The organism is Maritimimonas sp. 2205BS37-2 (assembly GCF_056591755.1).
This window is the reverse complement of sequence record NZ_JBWQOI010000001.1, coordinates 1,184,158-1,203,402: the sequence shown is the minus strand read 5'-3', so window position 1 is coordinate 1,203,402 and position 19,245 is coordinate 1,184,158. Positions and strand designations below refer to the sequence as shown.

18 protein-coding genes are annotated in these 19,245 nt (G+C 33.6%); 15 read left to right on the top strand and 3 right to left on the bottom strand.

Annotated features, from left to right (window positions below):
• The first annotated feature begins 65 nt into the window (after positions 1 to 65).
• Positions 66 to 929: an N-acetylglucosamine kinase gene (locus tag AC1EUU_RS05760; protein ID WP_480200431.1), complete on the top strand. Its 864-nt coding sequence runs from the start codon at positions 66 to 68 to the stop codon at positions 927 to 929.
• Between the two features lie 66 nt (positions 930 to 995).
• On the opposite strand, the gene AC1EUU_RS05755 is transcribed toward AC1EUU_RS05760, so the two are convergent.
• Both AC1EUU_RS05755 and AC1EUU_RS05750 read right to left on the bottom strand, forming a co-directional pair.
• Positions 996 to 1,376 carry a RidA family protein gene (locus AC1EUU_RS05755; RefSeq protein WP_480200430.1) on the bottom strand — a complete coding sequence of 127 codons (381 nt, stop codon included), beginning with the start codon at positions 1,374 to 1,376 and terminating at the stop codon, positions 996 to 998.
• A gap of 28 nt (positions 1,377 to 1,404) precedes the next feature.
• A complete protein-coding gene (locus AC1EUU_RS05750) occupies positions 1,405 to 4,023 on the bottom strand; it encodes a putative LPS assembly protein LptD (RefSeq protein ID WP_480200429.1) in 2,619 nt (872 codons plus the stop codon).
• A gap of 196 nt (positions 4,024 to 4,219) precedes the next feature.
• On the opposite strand from AC1EUU_RS05750, the gene AC1EUU_RS05745 reads away from it, so the two are divergent.
• Genes AC1EUU_RS05745 through AC1EUU_RS05680 form a run of 14 tightly spaced genes read left to right on the top strand, consistent with a single transcriptional unit; the run spans position 4,220 to position 15,850 of the window.
• Positions 4,220 to 5,323 carry an N-acetylmuramoyl-L-alanine amidase family protein gene (locus AC1EUU_RS05745; protein ID WP_480200428.1) on the top strand — a complete coding sequence of 368 codons (1,104 nt, stop codon included), beginning with the start codon at positions 4,220 to 4,222 and terminating at the stop codon, positions 5,321 to 5,323.
• 59 nt (positions 5,324 to 5,382) lie between these two features.
• Positions 5,383 to 6,336, top strand: coding sequence for an MlaD family protein (locus AC1EUU_RS05740; RefSeq protein WP_480200427.1), 954 nt, complete (start codon positions 5,383 to 5,385; stop codon positions 6,334 to 6,336).
• The gene (locus AC1EUU_RS05735) at positions 6,336 to 6,941 is read left to right on the top strand and encodes a carboxymuconolactone decarboxylase family protein (RefSeq protein WP_480200426.1); all 606 of its coding nucleotides are present in this window, start codon (positions 6,336 to 6,338) and stop codon (positions 6,939 to 6,941) included. The genes AC1EUU_RS05740 and AC1EUU_RS05735 overlap by 1 nt, the downstream gene beginning before the upstream one ends.
• 17 nt (positions 6,942 to 6,958) lie before the next feature.
• A complete protein-coding gene (locus AC1EUU_RS05730) occupies positions 6,959 to 8,269 on the top strand; it encodes a 4Fe-4S dicluster domain-containing protein (protein WP_480200425.1) in 1,311 nt (436 codons plus the stop codon).
• Positions 8,259 to 8,705: an LNS2 domain-containing protein gene (locus AC1EUU_RS05725; protein WP_480200424.1), complete on the top strand. Its 447-nt coding sequence runs from the start codon at positions 8,259 to 8,261 to the stop codon at positions 8,703 to 8,705. The genes AC1EUU_RS05730 and AC1EUU_RS05725 overlap by 11 nt, the downstream gene beginning before the upstream one ends.
• 36 nt (positions 8,706 to 8,741) lie before the next feature.
• Positions 8,742 to 9,521, top strand: a complete 780-nt coding sequence (locus tag AC1EUU_RS05720; RefSeq protein WP_480200423.1) for a (Fe-S)-binding protein — start codon at positions 8,742 to 8,744, stop codon at positions 9,519 to 9,521.
• 20 nt (positions 9,522 to 9,541) lie between these two features.
• Positions 9,542 to 10,168, top strand: coding sequence for an SPOR domain-containing protein (locus tag AC1EUU_RS05715; RefSeq protein WP_480200422.1), 627 nt, complete (start codon positions 9,542 to 9,544; stop codon positions 10,166 to 10,168).
• Positions 10,169 to 10,172: 4 nt separating this feature from the next.
• Positions 10,173 to 11,072, top strand: a complete 900-nt coding sequence (locus tag AC1EUU_RS05710; protein WP_480200421.1) for a 1,4-dihydroxy-2-naphthoate polyprenyltransferase — start codon at positions 10,173 to 10,175, stop codon at positions 11,070 to 11,072.
• A gap of 39 nt (positions 11,073 to 11,111) precedes the next feature.
• Positions 11,112 to 11,789, top strand: a complete 678-nt coding sequence (locus AC1EUU_RS05705) for a metal-dependent hydrolase (RefSeq protein ID WP_480200420.1) — start codon at positions 11,112 to 11,114, stop codon at positions 11,787 to 11,789.
• 10 nt (positions 11,790 to 11,799) lie between these two features.
• Complete coding sequence (locus tag AC1EUU_RS05700; protein ID WP_480200419.1) at positions 11,800 to 12,327, top strand: SRPBCC family protein; 528 nt, start codon at positions 11,800 to 11,802, stop codon at positions 12,325 to 12,327.
• A 5-nt stretch (positions 12,328 to 12,332) separates the two neighbouring features.
• Entirely contained in the window at positions 12,333 to 12,725 is a 393-nt protein-coding gene (locus tag AC1EUU_RS05695) for a VOC family protein (RefSeq protein WP_480200418.1), read from the top strand.
• A gap of 15 nt (positions 12,726 to 12,740) precedes the next feature.
• The gene (locus AC1EUU_RS05690; RefSeq protein ID WP_480200417.1) at positions 12,741 to 13,775 is read left to right on the top strand and encodes an o-succinylbenzoate synthase; all 1,035 of its coding nucleotides are present in this window, start codon (positions 12,741 to 12,743) and stop codon (positions 13,773 to 13,775) included.
• Positions 13,776 to 13,807: 32 nt separating this feature from the next.
• Positions 13,808 to 14,755 (top strand): CPBP family intramembrane glutamic endopeptidase, encoded by a 948-nt coding sequence (locus AC1EUU_RS05685; RefSeq protein WP_480200416.1) that lies wholly within the window; start codon positions 13,808 to 13,810, stop codon positions 14,753 to 14,755.
• Positions 14,756 to 14,770: 15 nt separating this feature from the next.
• Positions 14,771 to 15,850 (top strand): AMP-binding protein, encoded by a 1,080-nt coding sequence (locus AC1EUU_RS05680; RefSeq protein WP_480200415.1) that lies wholly within the window; start codon positions 14,771 to 14,773, stop codon positions 15,848 to 15,850.
• An 8-nt stretch (positions 15,851 to 15,858) separates the two neighbouring features.
• Here AC1EUU_RS05680 and secA read toward each other — a convergent pair whose 3' ends face one another.
• On the bottom strand, positions 15,859 to 19,197 hold the full coding sequence (gene secA, locus AC1EUU_RS05675; protein ID WP_480200414.1) for a preprotein translocase subunit SecA: 3,339 nt from the start codon (positions 19,195 to 19,197) through the stop codon (positions 15,859 to 15,861).
• Between the last annotated feature and the right edge of the window lie 48 nt (positions 19,198 to 19,245).

Genomic DNA, 19,245 nt, shown 5'->3' with positions numbered 1-19,245 from the left:
AAAAAATGAGACAAGCTTGGATGAGTTGTTATGTTTTTTAACTTTACCGCTCCTAATTTTATAGAATGAAATTTATAGTTGATAGTGGGTCTACGAAATGTGATTGGATAGCAGTAGATGAAAACGGAATTCAATTATTTGAAAAAGTGCGGACAAAAGGGTTAAATCCTGCAATTTTGAGCTCTGATGAATTGTTGGGCAGAATGAAAGAGAATGAGGTATTAAGCCTGCACAAGAGTAATGTTGAAGAACTATATTTTTACGGTGCTGGATGTGGAACCGAAGGCCCAAGGATAGCTTTAAAACAAGTACTCGAAAGTTATTTTGAAAATGCTAGAGTAGTTGTTGAAGAAGATACTTTGGCTGCGGTATATGCGACTATCGAAAATAATGAAGCTGCAATTGTATGTATTATGGGTACAGGGTCTAATTGCACTTATTTTGATGGAGCTAAAGCTCACCATAAAGTAGCTCCTTTAGGTTACACCATTATGGATGATGCTAGCGGAAATTACTTTGGCAAAGAATTAATTCGTGATTATTATTATAATCATATGCCAGAAGAACTTAAAGTTTCGTTCGCCGAAAAATATAATGTAGAAGCAGATTTTATTAAATATAATCTATACAAGCAACCTAACCCTAATGCTTATTTAGCTTCATTTGCAGAATTTATGTTCTTAAATAAAGAAAGCGATTATATAAAAAATTTAATTAAGGTTGGTTTCAAACGTTTTACCCATAATATGATTTATCAATATAAAGATATTCTTGATGAGGTACCCGTTCATTTTGCGGGCTCTATCGCTTTCCTTTCACAAGATGAAATCAAAGAGGTGGCAGATGAAATGGGTTTTAGAGTAGGTAATTTTGTAAAACGCCCTATTGATGGATTGGTAAAATACCATACGCAACAGTACAAGGTTTAAATTGAGGCATACCCATTACCTCAGAATGGTGAAAATTGAACTCAACTAATAAATTAGCAGCAGAAGCTATTTGATAGCAATCATCGAAATTTCTACGTTCACATTTTTAGGCAAACACGCTACCTGTACTGTTTCTCTCGCTGGAGCCGTCTCATTATTAAAATATGATCCATAAACTTCGTTTATTGCAGAAAAGTCATTCATGTCTGCTATAAAAATAGAAGTTTTAACAACATCTTGAAAAGACATGTTTGCTTCATTCAAAACGGCTTTCATATTTTCCATCACCTGCTTAGTTTCTGTTCTGATGTCATCTACTATAAGCATTCCATTTTCTGGATTTAAGGCTATTTGCCCTGAAGTATAGAGTGTATTGCCGCTTAAAACTGCTTGGTTATAAGGGCCAATAGGTGAAGGTGCTTTGCTAGTATTGATTATTTTTTTCATTTTATTTAATCTTTTATCAATTGTGTATTTAGAATAATCTACGGTCAGGTACTTTACGTTGATCGTATTTAAGATCACTTAAAACAGATGCTTTTACCCCAATAAAGAAATAGTAAGTAGTATTTCTACCAAAAGGAATCCAATTAAAGCTCATCCGCCAACTGTCAAGATCACGTTCAAAGTTTAAGCTGGTTGGTGTTATACCTTTGTTTTTAAAATCATAACCAGAGGAAATACCTACATTCCATTTTGGAGATAATTCTACACTACCCGAAAATTGTAATGAGTTTGTTGAAACTTCATTTTGTCGTCTGCTATTTGAATAACCAAACGTATGTCTAAAACTTAAATTCCAAGGTATGCTTGCTTGGTAGAGTTTGGTTGTTTCAGTTTCTTCTTTTTCAGAATTTTTATCTTCAAATTTACTATTTCTAGTGGTTAGGTTACCACCCAATAAATCTTTTGAATCTGGACTTTGACCTTGAGGTGATTCTCCCTGTTTCGATTTCTCATTCTTTTTGCCGAGTTCTTCACTAGAAATTGAATAACTGGTAGAAATACTTGCACTCGTTAGTCTGAATAAACTTCCACCATTATTAATATTAAATGTATTAATACGTGTTCCGTTAGCATTTAAAGCATAAGGGTCTAAGCTAGCGCTCATGGTAAGGTTAAGCTTATTATTAAAAAAACTTGTATTGGCGCTGGCCCTTACTGGGCTCCATTTTAAAGAATCAGCGGCTACATTATAGCTAGTAGAGAAGTTTAGACTATTTAAAAGTGTAATCTTTTTAGCTTCGGTTTCAGTTGAGTCTTTAGACATAATTTTAGCTTCAAATACATTGTTTAATGAGATACCAATGCTACTTGAAACACCCCTGCTTGGTTGTCCAAAAATACCACCTTCAAAACGGGTGTATTCTAATAGATCATCTTCATCTTCGCTTTGTTGAACTTCATCGTAAAAATTACTAAAATCCGGGCGATAATTAAATGAGATGGAGGGGCGGAATGTATGACGAATGGCTTTAAGTCGTCCTTTCTTAAAGTTAAACGTTCCATAAATATTTGTTGAAGCCGAAACACCCATCGAATATTCTCTAAAAGCATCAAAACCATTAATAGTGTCGGTTACCACTTGATTACCCTCGGGTAACGTTTCATCAAAAGTTCTATCAATAGTTTTTAGATACCATACTTCATTATAGTTTGCACTTGGTGAAATGGTAATATAATTTAGTGCTTTTATATTAGTACTTGCCGATACTGTTTGACGAGCTCCGCTTCTAGCATTTTTAAACATGTCAGACTTAAAAAAATCTTCATCGTTAGTAGAAATACGATTTTGAAGATCTAGATTATAGGTAACACCAATATTTTGAATGGCATTTTTCTTAGTACCTGTTTTTGGTGCAAACGGATAGATACGATCCATGCTCAATTGTAACGAAGGCAAATTCATGTCTATTTGCTCTGTATTTGTATTTTGAGTATGCGTAAGCGACATGTTCATATTAAACGGAGTGCCAACAAATTTTTTATAATAAGAGATAGACGAGCTGAAGGTATTGGTTACATTTTGAGATTGATTGATCTCGTTCAATGATTCTCTAAAATATTGACTGCTTCCCAAATTTACTGAAGCTGAAAAACGTGAATTGGGATTAGAAAGCGCATCTTGACTATGTGTCCAACGCAAGTAAAAATTATTCGTTTTTCCAAAATTTGGGAAACCACGTTGTCCAGAAATTAAATTTTCAAAACGTAAACTAAAATTACCGTTAAACTTATAACGTAGGGCATAACTTGATTCTAAACGTAATCCCCAACTACCATTCGTATATACGTCACCTAACACAGCAAGGTCAATATAATCACTAATAGCAAAATAATAACCTCCGTTTTGCAGAAAGAACCCCTGATCATTATTCTCTCCCCAAGTTGGTAAAATAATCCCTGATTCAGCTCTCTCTTTACTTAATGGGGCATAAAAGAAGGGTAAAATTGCCGGTGTTGGTACTTCGGCAAGATATAACTGAGATAATCCTCCAACTACCTTTTTACCCGGTACAACTTTAATATTATTAGTTGCGATATGATAATCTGGCCGTTCTTTTCTAGAGGTGGTAAATCGAGCTTTGTTAATGTAAAGTGTAGAATCGTTTTCGCGCTTCGTAATTTCACCTGTTATAATTACACCCGTTTGCTCGGTCTTAGTATTATAAATAACGGCCTTTTCATTTTTAAAATTATAGATAAGCGAGTCTTGTTCAGATTCTTGACTACCTTGCTTGAATATAGGTTTTTGAACATAATTACCTGTACTATCAATAATTCCTTTGGCATAGGCCAAATTCTTACTATAATCTATTATAATTATCCCTGCCTGCAGTTCAATATCTTGATATAATACTTGTGCATTATTATACAATGTTGCGCGCCTATTGATAAAGTCATTTGAGATATAATCGTCAGATTTTTTCTTTATAATATCTTCGAGAAATTCCTTAGGAGTTTTTAGAGTATCAGTTTTTATAGAATCAGTGGCCTTTACAATGAGCCTGTTTTCTAGATTTATAGTGTCAAGTTGCTTGGTATTGACAGAATCTTTTTTGTTAATCTCCTGTGAATAAATTACCTGAACCATACTGCTAAAAACAAGTAAAACTAAAAGTATGTACCTTAAATTTGTGTGCAACGCGATTAATACTATTTTTGTGTTCGTTTAAAAACGGCTCAGTTTTTGAGTTTACAAACTTACATATATTTTTTATGTACGATTGCTTAAAATGAAGTTAAAAAAGGGAAGCTTTTATTTTTCTTTTAAATCATAATTTAGATTGATGAAAAAGATATTTATAATTTTAATTGTAGTAGGCTTATTAATACTACCAACAGAGATTTTTGCGCAAGATAAGTTTAAAGTGGTGCTTGATGCGGGGCATGGAGGAGCTGATCCTGGTAATTTAGGTGCGCCAAAAACTAAATATCGTGAAAAGGATATTGTCTTGAAAATTGCACTAGAGGTTGGAAAACTCTTAAAGAAAGACAAATCTATTGAAGTGATTTATACACGGAAAGATGACACTTTTATTGGCCTTAGAGAGAGAGGTGAGGTAGCGCATAAATCGGATGCCAATATTTTTGTTTCAATCCATTGTGACGCGTTTACAAGTTCACATGCTTATGGCGCAGGCACATTTGTTTTGGGACAACGTGGGAACGAAGGTAATTTTAGAATAGCTCAAAAAGAAAACTCAGCCATTTTTTTAGAAGATAATTATGAAGAAAAGTATGGAGGCTTTGATCCGAACTCACCAGAGTCTACCATTGGGATAACAATGATGCAGGAAGAATTCTTGGATGAGAGTTTACTTATTGCAAGCTTAATTCAAGAACAATTTGTCGAATCCTTAAAGCGTAAGAACAGGTTAGTTAAGCAAGACAATTTTCAAGTGCTTAGAGAAACATTTATGCCAAGCGTTCTAGTAGAGACCGGGTTTTTAACGAATCCAAAAGAGGGTGCATATCTCAACTCTCTAAAAGGCCAAAGGGAAATAGCCAAAGCTATTTATAATGGCATAATTGCTTATAAAAAACAATTTGACGCAAACACCGTGGTTGATGTCAAACCTGAACCCAAAAAGCCTATTAAAAAGAAAGATAAACCGCGGGTGTTTAAAGGAGTTGATTTTAAAGTGCAAATTGCTTCTAGCACAAAAAGAGTGAGTACAGAATCATATAACTTTAAAGGTCTTAAAGGGATAGAACGTATCAGAATTGGAGCTCACCATAAATATTACTATGGAAAGACGTCAGATTATACAAAAGCTAAGCAATTACAAAAAGAAGCAAAGAATAAAGGTTATAATTCAGCTTTCTTAGTTGCTTTTAAGTCTGGAAAGAAAATTTCTGTAAGAGAAGTTTTGAAAACAGAACAAAAATAAATCACAGCTTTCTACTGCCAAAAATAATTAGTAATATTGCTTGACTAAAAAGCAATCTATTGAAAATTTCAAGTGAATTAAAAACTGGCCTTATTGCATTGATAGCAATGGCTATGTTTATATGGGGATTTAGCTACTTAAAAGGAGAGAAGTTATTTGAAAATTCTCGCCATTTTTATGCTGAATATGATAATGTTCAAGGCTTGGAATCTTCAGGTTCGGTAACCATTAACGGTCTTAAAATTGGTAAAGTAGATAAAATATACTTTCATCCTAAAAAAGTTGGTAAGCTTGTTGTTAAATTTTCAATAGATAATCCTGTTAAATTTTCAAAGAATAGCACAGCCGAAATTTATAGTCCAGATTTTATTAGCGGAAAGTCGATCAAAATAATTCCTTCAATGGATAATGGATCGATAGCCAAAGCAGGAGATTCCCTACGAGGAAATATTGAAACAGGTATTTTAGGAACAATTAATGATCAGATTGCACCATTACAATCAAAAATTGAAAGTTTTTTAACAAGCGCCGATGCAGTCTTTAAAGAATTCAAACCTATTTTAGAAGATGGCGGAGATTTAAAAAAATCACTTGAAAATCTTAACTATACATTGGCAACTTTCAAGAATGCTTCAAGATCACTAGATAAAATGTTAGCAGATAATGGACGAATAGATTCTATTACAAGAAATGCGCAATCTACATTTGCAAACCTTTCTGATCTTACAGATTCATTAAATAATGCAAACCTTAAAACTACTGTGAAACAGTTGGAAACAACCGTTGCGAACTTCAACGCTATCTTAGCAAAGGTTGATAGTGGAGAAGGGTCATTAGGCAAACTCTTAAAGGATGAAGGCCTCTATCAAAATTTAGAAGGAGCTACCAAAGAAATGGAAGAATTACTACGTGAGTTTAAATTAAACCCGAAACGTTTCGTTCATTTTTCGTTATTTGGTAAAAGACCAAAACCATATCAATCTCAAGAAGATCAGCAGGTAGAAGAAAAGTAATGGCTTTCATTAAAACGATATTATATAAAGATGCTGTTGGTACTTTAAAACGTTTATATAATAGAGTGAAGGGCCCAAATGGTTCTATTGATAATATTCTCTTGGTACATAGCTTAAGGCCTCATACTTTATCTGGCCACATGAGTTTGTACAAAAATGTACTTCATAATAGTAATAATACTTTACCTAAATGGTTTTTAGAAACCATTGGAATATATGTTAGTATTCTTAATAACTGTGATTATTGTGTAGAACACCATTATCAAGGAATGAAGAGGCTACTTAAAGACGATGAGAAATCAACAATTATTAAGAAAAAGTTAATAACTAATTCTTATGAGTCTATCTTCAATAAAGATTATTATTTAGTTTTACGCTATGCTGAAAAGCTAACCTTAGAGCCTCAAAATATTACCGAAAATATGGTCGAAGGGTTAAGAGTTGAAGGGATAGATGATGGACAAATTCTAGAGGTGAACCAAGTAGTAAGTTATTTTAACTACGCTAATAGAACGGTTTTAGGCTTGGGTGTAAATACAAAAGGTGATATTTTAGGATTATCGCCAAATGACAGTGATGACGAATCAAATTGGAATCACGATTAATTAAGTTTAAAAATTAAATGCAATACTTACCAAACATACTTTTTGCAATTATACTGATTGTAGGCATCGGATTTTTTGCAAAAAATATCAAAAAGCTAGCTCGTAACATCAAATTAGGGAAAGATGTTGATCGGTCAGATAATTCATCAGAGCGATGGAAAAATATGATCAATATAGCTATGGGGCAATCTAAAATGGTTCGAAGACCAATTGCTGGCTTACTACATATAATAGTTTACTTAGGTTTTATTATTATAAATATTGAAGTTCTTGAGATTATTATAGATGGATTGTTTGGAACGCATCGTGTTTTATCTTTCTTAGGAGGATTTTATAGTTTTTTGATTGGATCTTTTGAAGTACTGGCACTGTTAGTATTGATATCTGTTATAGCATTTTGGATTCGAAGAATGATTCTTCGAATACCTCGTTTTTGGAATAAAGAGATGAAAGGATTTCCTAAAAACGATGCACTTTACATCTTGTATTTTGAGATGGTTTTAATGATATTATTTCTAGTAATGAATGCTACTGATGTATCTTTTCAAGAAGCTGGTTCTGGTAATGTAATAAGCCAATTTATGGCACCATGGTTTAGTAGTTTAAGTATGGAAACATTACATATTGTTGAGCGTGCTGCATGGTGGTTACATATCGTTGGAATTCTTACATTCTTAAACTACCTCTATTATTCTAAGCATCTACATATTTTATTAGCATTCCCTAATACGTATTATGCAAACTTAAAACCTAAGGGACAGCTTGATAATTTGCAATCTGTGACTAATGAAGTTAAGATGATGTTAGACCCTAATGCTGATCCTTTTGCCGCTCCTGCCGAAACTGATGCTGAAGAGGTGCCTGAGAAATTTGGTGCAGAAGATGTTACCGATTTAAATTGGGTACAATTATTAAATGCTTACACATGTACAGAATGTGGCCGTTGTACATCATCATGTCCAGCGAATTTAACAGGTAAAGAGTTGTCTCCAAGAGCCATTATGATGAAAACAAGAGATCGTCTTGAAGAAGTAGGAAGAAATATTGACACTAATGGAGGTGAATTCAAAGATGATGGAAAAAAATTACTAAATGATTACATAACACCCGAAGAATTATGGGCTTGTACTACTTGTAATGCTTGTGTAGAAGAATGCCCTGTTAATATTGATCCATTATCTATTATCATGGATATGAGAAGATTTTTAGTGATGGAGCAATCGGCAGCGCCGCAAGAATTGAATATGATGATGACGAATATTGAGAATAATGGAGCACCATGGCAATACAATCAATTAGATAGATTAAACTGGAAAGATGAAGAATAAATTTAATAAACAATTAGAAGAGTTAAGAGATCAAGAAGGCAAACTAATTAGCCCTTCTTTGCCCGAAGGAGTTAAGAATTACCTTATAGATATAGACGGAACTATTTGCGATGATATTCCAAATGAAGAACCAGAACGTATGTTAACTGCAGAGGTCTATCCTGATGCGCTAAAAACGATTAATGAGTGGTATGAAAAGGGTCATGTAATATGCTTTTTCACATCACGAACAGAAGAACATAGAACGTATACAGAGATATGGCTAAGAGATAACGGATTTAAATATCATAGCCTATTAATGGGGAAACCTCGCGGAGGCAATTATCATTGGATTGATAATCACTTAGTTAAGGCAACTCGTTACAGAGGAAAATTTACCGATCTTGTAAGAAAAGAAGTTACCATCGAAGTTTTTGATGATGGTAAACATGAATAAAAAAAATTATTATCTTTTATAACTAATTAAACTAGAATGAACGTACCTACAATGGCAGATTTAGGAGCTCAAGGAAAACAACCTGAAGTATTATTTTGGGTTGGTTCAGCAGGGAGCTATGATGATAGAGCCAAAAAAATAACAAAGGCTTTTGTGAAAGTATTGCACAAAGCTAATGTTGATTTTGCAGTTTTAGGTACAGAAGAAAGCTCTACAGGTGATGCAGCGAAAAGAGCTGGTAATGAATTTTTATTTCAGATGCAAGCCATGACAAATATTGAAATTTTAAATGCATATGAAATAAAAAAGATTGTTACCTGCGACCCTCATTCGTTTAATACTTTAAAAAATGAATACCCTGGTTTGGGAGGTGTATATGAAGTATATCACCATACACAATACATAAAAATGCTTATTGAAAGTGGTAGATTAGCTTTAGACTCAAACAAATTACAGGGTAAAAGAGTGACATTTCATGACCCTTGTTATTTAGGTAGAGCTAATGAAGAATATGAATCGCCTCGAGATTTAATAAGAAGGCTAGGAGTTAATTATATTGAGATGGGACGCAGCAAATCAAATGCGCTTTGTTGTGGTGCAGGTGGCGCTCAAATGTTCAAAGAACCAGAAAAGGGAAATAAAGATATAAACGTATTGCGCACAGAAGATGCGTTGAAAACAAACCCAAATATTATTGCTACAGGATGTCCTTATTGTAATACAATGATGACAGATGGTATTAAGAATAAAGAAAAAGAAAATGAAATAGAAGTTTTAGATATTGTTGAGCTCATTGCTAATGCTCAAGATTTATAAATAAATATCAAACCTAAACTATGCCATATATTAAAGACAAGAACTTAGTAAACATCTACGAAGAAGTAGACAAGGCTAACCAAACTATTAGTAAGCTTTCAGATCTTTTAAAAGAACAAGAAGAGAACAATTCTATTCTAAAAAAGCACCGAGCGATGTTAGGAATCTTTGGTTTGTTATTGCTAATTTTATTTTTATGGTCTTTTTTAAGTAAAGATGATGAAAAGAAAGCCCTAGATAAACATTTAGAAAAGAATAACCTAGCGGTAATAGATGCTGACAGTTTACAAGTTTTAAAAGATGCATTACTTATTGAAGACGATGGCGATTTTGTTGGAGGAGAAGATGGCGAGAATTTAGGTTTATCTGGTGAAACTATCGTTTATAGCGTTCAAATAGGAGCTTTTAATAATTTTAAGGCAAAATTATTTTCAGATGATTTGGCACACATGAAAGAATTTCAAGAAGGAGGCCTCAACAAGTATGCTATTGGTAACTATATTACTTATGCTGAAGCAAGACAATTAAAAGAAGACTTACGTAAATTAGGCTTTAAAGATTGTTTTGTTATTGCACAATCATATGGTGAGCCTGTTGATATTAAAGAAGCTTTGCAACTAAGTGAAGAAACGCAGTATTTAAAGTAGCCGTATGATTAAAGCTTTTATAAAAGCTGCACGTTTACGCACCTTACCACTATCTATTTCCGGGATTATTGTTGGATCGGCTTTGGCTTTTGCCGAAGGTAAAACCGATTGGAAAATATTTGTACTTGCCTTACTTACAACTACTGGTTTTCAAGTGCTTTCAAATTTTGCCAACGATTATGGAGATGGGGTAAAAGGAACCGATAATGATGATAGAATTGGCCCAAAACGAGCTCTACAAAGTGGAGAAATTTCTCCAAAACAAATGATGAAGGCCATAAAAGCTACCGCCATGCTTACTTTTTTAGTAGCGTTGTTATTAATCTATATTGCATTCGGATTTAAAGAGTATAACAATTATTTCTTTTTGTTTTTGATCTTTGGAATTGCAAGTATTGCTGCTGCTATAAAATATACAATGGGTAAAAAAGCGTATGGTTATAGTGGTTTTGGAGATGTCTTTGTTTTCTTATTCTTTGGTTGGTTAAGCGTAGTTGGAAGTTATTTCCTGTACACCAAGCAATTAGACTTCACCATATTTTTGCCTGCTACATCGGTTGGAATGCTGAGTGTTGGTGTTTTAAATCTTAATAATATGCGCGATCGAATATCTGATGAAAAAGCTGGTAAAAAAACATTGGTGGTAAAAATAGGTGAAGAGTTTGCAAAGTATTATCATTACTATTTATTAATAGCAGCTTTCTTATTAACATTACTTTACACTACATTTCATTATAAAAGTATTAAGCAATTTTTGTTTGTTATTGCTTTTATACCAATTGCATTACATTTATATACAGTTTATAAGAATGATAATGCTAAAATGCTCGACCCAGAGCTGAAAAAGTTAGCACTGAGCACTTTTCTATTTGCAATACTCTTTGCATTAGGTGTTATTTTATAGATCATTTTTTTAACTTTATGATCCAATTTTAGTAAGATCATGAAAATCTCCTATCTAGGGCATGCCACACTAGCGATAGAAATTGCTGATAAAAACTTAATTATTGACCCCTTTATTTCTGGTAATGAGTTAGCAAAACATATTGACATAGATTCGCTTAAGGCTGATTATATTTTAATTACCCATGCACATCAAGACCATATTTTAGATGTTGAAAAAATAGTTAAAAATACAGGAGCCAAGGTTATTTCTAATTATGAAATCGTAACATACTTCTCAGATAAAGCTATTGAAGGCCATCCAATGAACCATGGAGGTTCTTGGCAATTTGATTTTGGTAAAGTTACCTATACAAATGCCATTCACACAAGCTCGTTTCCAGATGGAACCTATGGAGGACAACCCGGCGGATTTATCCTTGAAACCAATGAAGGTAATGTTTATATTGCTGGTGATACAGCGTTGACATACGATATGAAATTGATTCCGCTTAAAGCAAAAATTGATTTAGCAATTCTACCTATTGGAGATAATTTTACCATGGGTATAGATGATGCTGTTATCGCTTCAGATTTTATTGAATGCAATAAAGTATTAGGTTATCATTATGATACTTTTGGGTATATCAAGATCAATCATATTGAGGCTAAATCAAAGTTTTCAGTAAAAAATAAAGAACTTATCTTATTAGAGATAGGGAATAGTTTAACTATTTAAATTCAAAAATATGAATACACTACTTTACATTTTAATTGGATTAATAGCGCTAATCATAATATTAGCTATTATCGCTCCAAAAGGTTACGAGGTAAGCAGAAATGTTGTTATAAATAAACCTGTTGCTGATGTATATAATTATTTGAAATACTTAAAAAATCAAGATGATTGGAGCCCATGGCAAGAGAGAGATCCTGATATGAAAAAAACATTCACTGGAAATGATGGCGAAATTGGATTTATTTCTGCCTGGGAAAGTGACCATAAGCAAGTAGGGCATGGAGAACAAGAAATAGTTGGTTTAAAAGAAAACGAGGAAATCACTACACAGCTTCGTTTTTTAAAGCCTTTTAAATCAGAATCTAATGCTTATATCCGCACAGATGAATCAAATGGAGGCACACAAGTAACTTGGGGTTTTTCTGGTACTAACAAATTTCCAATGAGCATTATGATGTTGTTTATGAATATGGACAAGGCAGTTGGTGCAGATTTTGAACAAGGATTAGCAAAGTTAAAATCAGTTTTAGAAAAATAGAAGCTATGGAAAGAAATATGGTTGGTTGGTTTGAAGTGCCTGTCACAGATATGAGCAGGGCCGTTCGGTTCTATAATAAAGTATTTAATATTGAAATTTCAGTTCATGAATTGGGCCCATTAACCATGGGATGGTTTCCTTTTACCGAAGATCAAAATAAACCGGGAGCGGCAGGATCTTTGGTATTGCATAAAGATGCTTATAAACCTTCATCGGATAGTGGAGTTTTGATTTATTTTTCTTCTAGATCAGGAAATTTACAAGATGAGTTAAATAGGATAGAAGATGCTGGAGGTAAAATCCTACAACCCAAAACCCAGATATCTGAAGATTATGGTTATATGGCACTATTTATTGACTCCGAAGGGAATAGGGTGGCTTTACATTCTAATAAATAGCATCTATTTTCTTTAATGAGAGCAAGCTACAAAAAGTATACTTTAAATTTTAAGCAACCAGGTGGTACATCTCGAGGTGTATTGCATACAAAAGATACTTATTTTTTACTGATAGAAAATCAGGCTAAAAAAGGCATTGGTGAATGCGGACTTTTTCGCGGATTAAGTGCTGATGATCGACCGGATTATGAAGAAAAATTACAATTTATTTGTGATAACATAGCAAATGGTTTAAAATGGCTGTTAAATGAAACCCATGATTTCCCTTCAATTCAGTTCGGTATAGAGCAAGCTTTTTTATCATTAGAAAATGAAACATGCTTTAATTTATTTCCATCAAAATTTACTTCAGGTAAAGAAGCCATTGCTATTAATGGCTTGATTTGGATGGGGAGTGAAAAATTTATGAAGCAACAGATAATTGCAAAAATTGAGCAAGGTTTTACAACTGTAAAGCTTAAAATTGGCGCAATTGATTTTCAAACCGAGCTTAATTTATTAAAATTCATTCGAAAAGAATTTTCAACTAAAGACATTGAACTTAGAGTAGATGCCAATGGCGCATTTAACTCAAAAGAGGCATTAGATAAATTAAAGCGTTTATCTGAGTATCAACTGCATTCTATAGAACAACCTATTAAACAAGGACATTGGCAAGAAATGGCTGGTCTATGTGAAAAAACCCCACTGCCAATTGCACTAGATGAAGAATTGATTGGAATTTTTAATTATGCTAATAAAAAAAGCCTTCTTGAAACCATTAAGCCACAGTATATTATTTTAAAGCCAAGTTTGGTTGGTGGTTTTAGAGGTAGTAATGAATGGATTGATTTATCAGAGGCCAATAATATTGGGTGGTGGATTACTTCGGCTTTGGAAAGTAATATAGGCTTAAATGCCATAGCTCAGTTCACATATTCACTTAATACATCGATGCCACAAGGTTTAGGAACTGGTGGTCTTTTTACCAATAATTTTGATTCTCCATTATATGTAGATCGAGGAAAATTGCACTATAATCCAAAATTGAACTGGAACTTCCATCTATAAATGGTATTTTTGGATAACTAATTTAAGATTGAATGGATTTTATACAACAAGCGAGAAAGGGAAGAAATGATTGGTGGATGTATGTTTTGGCGTTCTTCGCCATGTTTTTTGGGATACAAGTTGCTAGTATTCCTTTATTAGTAGCAGGGTATATGGCAGTTGATGGCGATATGGATAAATTATTTGCTGATGCTTCCAATAATTTTATGGGCATAGGCATCGATAAAAATTTATACCTAGCTATTATGATATTCACATTTATGGTAGCTCTTGGGGTTTTATACTTGTTTGTGAAGTTTGTGCATAAAAAAGACTTTAAAAGTATCATTACTTCAAGATCTAAAATTGATTGGAAGCGTTTTTGGTTCGCTTTTTTTCTTTGGGGGAGTGTAGCTGCAGCAACAACTCTGGTTGGAATCTATTTATATCCTGATGACTTTGTATGGAACTTTAAACCAATACCTTTCATTATTTTATTATTAATTTCCTTGCTAATGTTGCCTTTTCAAACAAGTGCTGAAGAGCTGGTGTTTAGAGGGTATTTGATGCAAGGTATAGGTTTGTTGGCAAAAAATAGATGGGTACCCCTTGCAGTAACTTCTCTAGCATTTGGTTTATTGCATGGTATGAACCCTGAAGTACAGAAATTGGGTTGGGGAATTATGGTTTTTTATATTGGAACCGGTCTGTTTTATGGAATTGCAACGTTGATGGATGAAGGTACAGAATTGGCATTGGGATTACATGCAGTGAATAATATTGTTGCTGCATTTTTGGTGACTACTGATTGGACTGTATTTCAAACTAATGCATTGTATGTAGATACTTCTGATCCTGTTCTTACATGGGATGCCTATATTCCTGTATTTGTTTTTTATCCGATAATACTGCTTATTTTTTCTAAAAAATATGGTTGGACTAACTGGCAGAAAAGGCTAACCGGAAGGGTTGAAGCTCCAGACTTAATTGCAGAAAACTAATGTATTTTTGTTAAAGTGAAGAACCTACATTTTCACAATGATTTTACCCTTAATGGAAAAGCTTTTGCATCAAAAGAGGTTCTCCTAAGTTATTCTAAAGAACTCTCACCTCCAATTCATGATTTTCTAACCAATTGGTTTAACGAAGATACTTCTCTTAAAGTTAAAACTTCTGGGTCTACAGGTAATCCGAAAAACATATATCTTAAAAAAGAGTATATGGTTAATAGTGCTTTAGCTACAGGTAGGTATTTTGATTTACCAAATAAAACCAAAGCACTACTGTGTTTATCACCGCACTACATAGCAGGGAAAATGATGTTAGTTCGAGCTCTAACTTTAGGTTGGAATTTAGATATAGTAGAACCGGGATCGGCTCCATTAAAGACAATAATTAAAGATTATGATTTTAGCGCAATGGTACCTTTGCAAGTACATAATTCTATTGCTAAACTAGCACAAATTAAAAAACTAATTATTGGAGGAGGCGTTGTTTCAAGGGAGCTAGAGAGCCAATTACAAAACCTACCAACCGAAGTTTATGCAACATATGGTATGACAGAGACTATCACCCATATTGCGGTTAAAAGACTAAACCATGACGATACTGAACTTATTTCGACTTCTCCTTATCAAACACTACCTGATATTACAATTTCAAAAGACACCAGAAATTGTTTAGTTCTTAAAGCTCCAAAGATTTCCGATCAAGCTGTGGTGACTAATGATTTGGTAGAAATTTTATCTAATAAAGAATTTAAATGGCTGGGCAGATATGACAATATTATTAACTCAGGCGGAATTAAATTGATACCAGAACTTATAGAGAATAAACTCTCGAAAATAATTCATAATCGATTCTTTGTAGCTGGTATTCCTGATAAAGTCTTGGGCGAAAAATTGATTTTAATTATAGAAGGTAAAGAAGAACAAGATCTCATTTCGAACAAAGTGAAGAATCTAATTTCCTTAGATAACTATGAAATACCTAAACAAATTTACTTTATTTCACAATTCATCGAAACTGAAACAAAAAAAATCCAACGTCAAAAAACATTGGATTTAATTTTTAATATCTTGCCTTTGCAAGAATAATATACGATCTATTCAACAAGTACCCATTCACCTTTATCAATCAATGGAATGGCCTGTTTATATTTTACATCTTTACTTTCACCGCTCATCACATTTTTAATAGTAACGCGCTCATTTCTTCCAATTTTGCGCTCAGAGCGAACGATAGTTTCCGTAATTTGCTGCTCTTGCGTTTGATTGGCTGAAGTACCTTCTGTTGGACTTTTAAAATCAGCTTTGCTTACCTGAACCTTTTCTCTTTTTTGTTCACGAGCTTGCGATACTTGATTTGCATTTTGATTTGGTAATTCACCTTTGAATAAGAAAGAAAGTACTTCTTTATTTACCTTATCAATCATTTTCTTAAACAATTCGAAAGCTTCAAATTTATAGATCAACAACGGATCTTTTTGCTCATAAGTGGCATTTTGAACCGATTGTTTTAACTCATCCATTTGGCGTAAATGATCCTTCCAGGTTTCATCAATAATAGCTAACGAAATATTTTTCTCGAAATCAGTAACCAATTGCTTCCCTTGTGTTTCGTAGGCTTCTTTCAAATTAGTAACTACATTTAAGGTCTTTACACCATCGGTAAACGGAACGGCTATTCTTTCATATTGGGTTCCTTGCTTTTCGTATACATCCTTTATTACAGGAAAAACAGCTTCTGCATTACGAGCAATTTTATCTTGATAGTGTTTGTATACTACATCAAATAATTCATCTATTAACTCTTGTTCTGATTTACTTTCAAATTCTTCTTTAGAGAATGGAGATGTAGTTGATGAAAAACGAATTAATTCAAACTCAAAGTTTGCATAATCATTTGCAGCCTTATTTTCAAACACAATACTTTCACAGGTGTCGTATACCATGTTTACAATATCAACTTGTAAACGCTCTCCATATAGGGCATGACGACGACGTTTATAAACCACTTCACGTTGTGCATTCATAATATCATCATACTCTAGTAATCGCTTACGTATACCAAAGTTATTCTCTTCAACTTTTTTCTGTGCGCGTTCAATAGATTTTGAGATCATAGAATGCTGAATTACTTCCCCTTCCTTAAGCCCCATTCTATCCATCATTTTTGCTACACGCTCTGAGCCGAATAAACGCATTAAGTTATCTTCTAACGATACATAAAACTGTGAAGAACCCACATCACCTTGACGACCTGCACGACCACGTAACTGACGGTCTACACGACGTGAATCATGGCGTTCTGTACCAACGATGGCTAACCCACCAGCATTTAAAACCTCATCCTTTAACTTAATATCTGTACCACGACCAGCCATATTCGTCGCAATCGTCACAATACCAGGTTTTCCTGCTTCAGCCACAATATCAGCTTCCTTTTTATGAAGCTTTGCATTTAGTACGTTATGCTTAATTTTCCTGATCGTTAACATACGAGACAATAATTCAGAAATTTCAACCGAAGTTGTACCTACTAATACAGGACGTCCGTTATTAACTAAATCAACAATTTCTTCAATTACAGCATTATATTTTTCTCTCGTAGTTTTGTAAATCTTATCTTCTCTATCGTCACGAGCCAATGGTTTATTGGTAGGTATTTCAACAACATCTAATTTGTATATTTCCCAAAATTCTCCGGCCTCGGTAACCGCAGTACCCGTCATACCAGATAGCTTCTTATACATTCTAAAGTAATTCTGCAAAGTAACGGTGGCAAATGTTTGCGTTGCAGCTTCAATTTTTACATTTTCTTTAGCCTCAATAGCCTGATGTAATCCGTCCGAATAACGTCGGCCATCCATTATACGACCAGTTTGCTCATCAACAATTTTAATCTTGTCATCCATTAAGACATATTCAACATCTTTTTCAAAAAGTGTATATGCCTTAAGTAATTGATTCATAGTATGAATACGCTCACTTTTAATACTAAAATCACGATAAAGATCTTCTTTGGCTTTGGTTTTTTCGTTAACATCTTCAATATCGTCTTCAATCTTAGCGATTTCAATACCAATATCTGGTAAAACAAAGAAATTATCTTCTTTATTACTACTTCCACTAAGATACTCGATGCCTTTATCTGTAAGCTCGATAGAGTTATTTTTTTCATCAATCACAAAATACAAAGCTTCATCTATCTTTGGCATTTCACGATTGTTATCTTGCATATAAAAGTTTTCAGTTTTTTGAAGTAATTGACGAACTCCTTCTTGGCTCAAAAACTTGATTAAAGCTTTATTTTTAGGTAATCCTCGATAAACTCGTAGTAATTTAAAAGCGCCTTCCTTAGTGCCTCCTTCGGTAATTTGTTTTTTCGCTTCAGCTAAAACACCAGTTAAATAGCTACGCTGTTTTTTAACAATATCATCGACTTTAGGCTTTAATTCATTAAACTCATGGCGGTCTCCTTGCGGAGTAGCTCCAGAAATAATTAAAGGTGTACGTGCATCATCGATTAACACAGAATCTACCTCATCAATTATTGCGTAATTATGCGGACGCTGTACTAAGTCATTTGGCGAATGTGCCATATTATCGCGTAGATAATCAAAACCAAACTCATTATTTGTACCATAGGTGATATCTGCATTATATGCTTTTCTTCTGGCATCAGAATTAGGTTGATAATAATCAACGCAATCAATACTTAAACCATGAAATTGGAAGATTGGTCCCATCCAGGCTGCATCACGTTTTGCGAGGTAATCATTCACGGTAACAACATGCACACCCTTACCTGTTAATGCATTTAGGTATATTGGCAACGTTGCTACTAATGTTTTACCCTCACCAGTCATCATTTCAGCTATTTTACCTTGATGTAGTACTGAACCACCGATTAATTGAACATCATAATGTATCATATCCCATGTGATGGGTTTACCGGCAGCATCCCAAGAATTACTCCAAATAGCTTGTTCACCATCTAGTGTCACGAAATCATGGTCGCCTGACAATTCTCTATCATAAGGAGTAGCTGTAACTTTTAAGGTTGCATTTTCTGTAAAACGTTTTGCGGTTTCTTTAATAACAGCAAAAGCTTCAGGTAAAATATCGTTTAATACTTCTTCAGAGGCTGTATAGATTTCATCATTGAGTGCATCGATCTCTTTATAGATTTCTTCTTTGCGATCAATATGTGCGTTTTCGAGTTCGTTCTTAAGTGAAATAATTTTATCCTCGGCTTCACCCGTGGCATCTTTAATCTTTTGTTTAAACTCATTCGTTTTATTCCTCAATTGATCTAATGTTAGTGCAGTGACCCCGTTGTCAAAAGCTCTAACATTGTCAATAATTGGTTGTAATTCTTTTAAGTCTTTTTTGCGTTTATCACCAACAAAAACCTTTAAGACAGAATTTAAAAGACTCATAATTTTATATTGAAAAATTTAAGTAAAATGACTAATAGTTTAGCCCCA

What these genes read in the sequence shown, in the direction of transcription:
- AC1EUU_RS05755 (WP_480200430.1), bottom strand. Translation starts at nt 1,376, where the DNA reads ATGAAAAAAATAATCAATACTAGCAAAGCACCTTCACCTATTGGCCCT.
- secA (WP_480200414.1), bottom strand. Translation starts at nt 19,197, where the DNA reads ATGAGTCTTTTAAATTCTGTCTTAAAGGTTTTTGTTGGTGATAAACGC.
- AC1EUU_RS05760 (WP_480200431.1), top strand. Translation starts at nt 66, where the DNA reads ATGAAATTTATAGTTGATAGTGGGTCTACGAAATGTGATTGGATAGCA.
- AC1EUU_RS05730 (WP_480200425.1), top strand. Translation starts at nt 6,959, where the DNA reads ATGCAATACTTACCAAACATACTTTTTGCAATTATACTGATTGTAGGC.
- AC1EUU_RS05705 (WP_480200420.1), top strand. Translation starts at nt 11,112, where the DNA reads ATGAAAATCTCCTATCTAGGGCATGCCACACTAGCGATAGAAATTGCT.
- AC1EUU_RS05710 (WP_480200421.1), top strand. Translation starts at nt 10,173, where the DNA reads ATGATTAAAGCTTTTATAAAAGCTGCACGTTTACGCACCTTACCACTA.
- AC1EUU_RS05695 (WP_480200418.1), top strand. Translation starts at nt 12,333, where the DNA reads ATGGAAAGAAATATGGTTGGTTGGTTTGAAGTGCCTGTCACAGATATG.
- AC1EUU_RS05685 (WP_480200416.1), top strand. Translation starts at nt 13,808, where the DNA reads ATGGATTTTATACAACAAGCGAGAAAGGGAAGAAATGATTGGTGGATG.
- AC1EUU_RS05700 (WP_480200419.1), top strand. Translation starts at nt 11,800, where the DNA reads ATGAATACACTACTTTACATTTTAATTGGATTAATAGCGCTAATCATA.
- AC1EUU_RS05735 (WP_480200426.1), top strand. Translation starts at nt 6,336, where the DNA reads ATGGCTTTCATTAAAACGATATTATATAAAGATGCTGTTGGTACTTTA.
- AC1EUU_RS05715 (WP_480200422.1), top strand. Translation starts at nt 9,542, where the DNA reads ATGCCATATATTAAAGACAAGAACTTAGTAAACATCTACGAAGAAGTA.
- AC1EUU_RS05725 (WP_480200424.1), top strand. Translation starts at nt 8,259, where the DNA reads ATGAAGAATAAATTTAATAAACAATTAGAAGAGTTAAGAGATCAAGAA.
- AC1EUU_RS05745 (WP_480200428.1), top strand. Translation starts at nt 4,220, where the DNA reads ATGAAAAAGATATTTATAATTTTAATTGTAGTAGGCTTATTAATACTA.
- AC1EUU_RS05690 (WP_480200417.1), top strand. Translation starts at nt 12,741, where the DNA reads ATGAGAGCAAGCTACAAAAAGTATACTTTAAATTTTAAGCAACCAGGT.
- AC1EUU_RS05750 (WP_480200429.1), bottom strand. Translation starts at nt 4,023, where the DNA reads ATGGTTCAGGTAATTTATTCACAGGAGATTAACAAAAAAGATTCTGTC.
- AC1EUU_RS05720 (WP_480200423.1), top strand. Translation starts at nt 8,742, where the DNA reads ATGAACGTACCTACAATGGCAGATTTAGGAGCTCAAGGAAAACAACCT.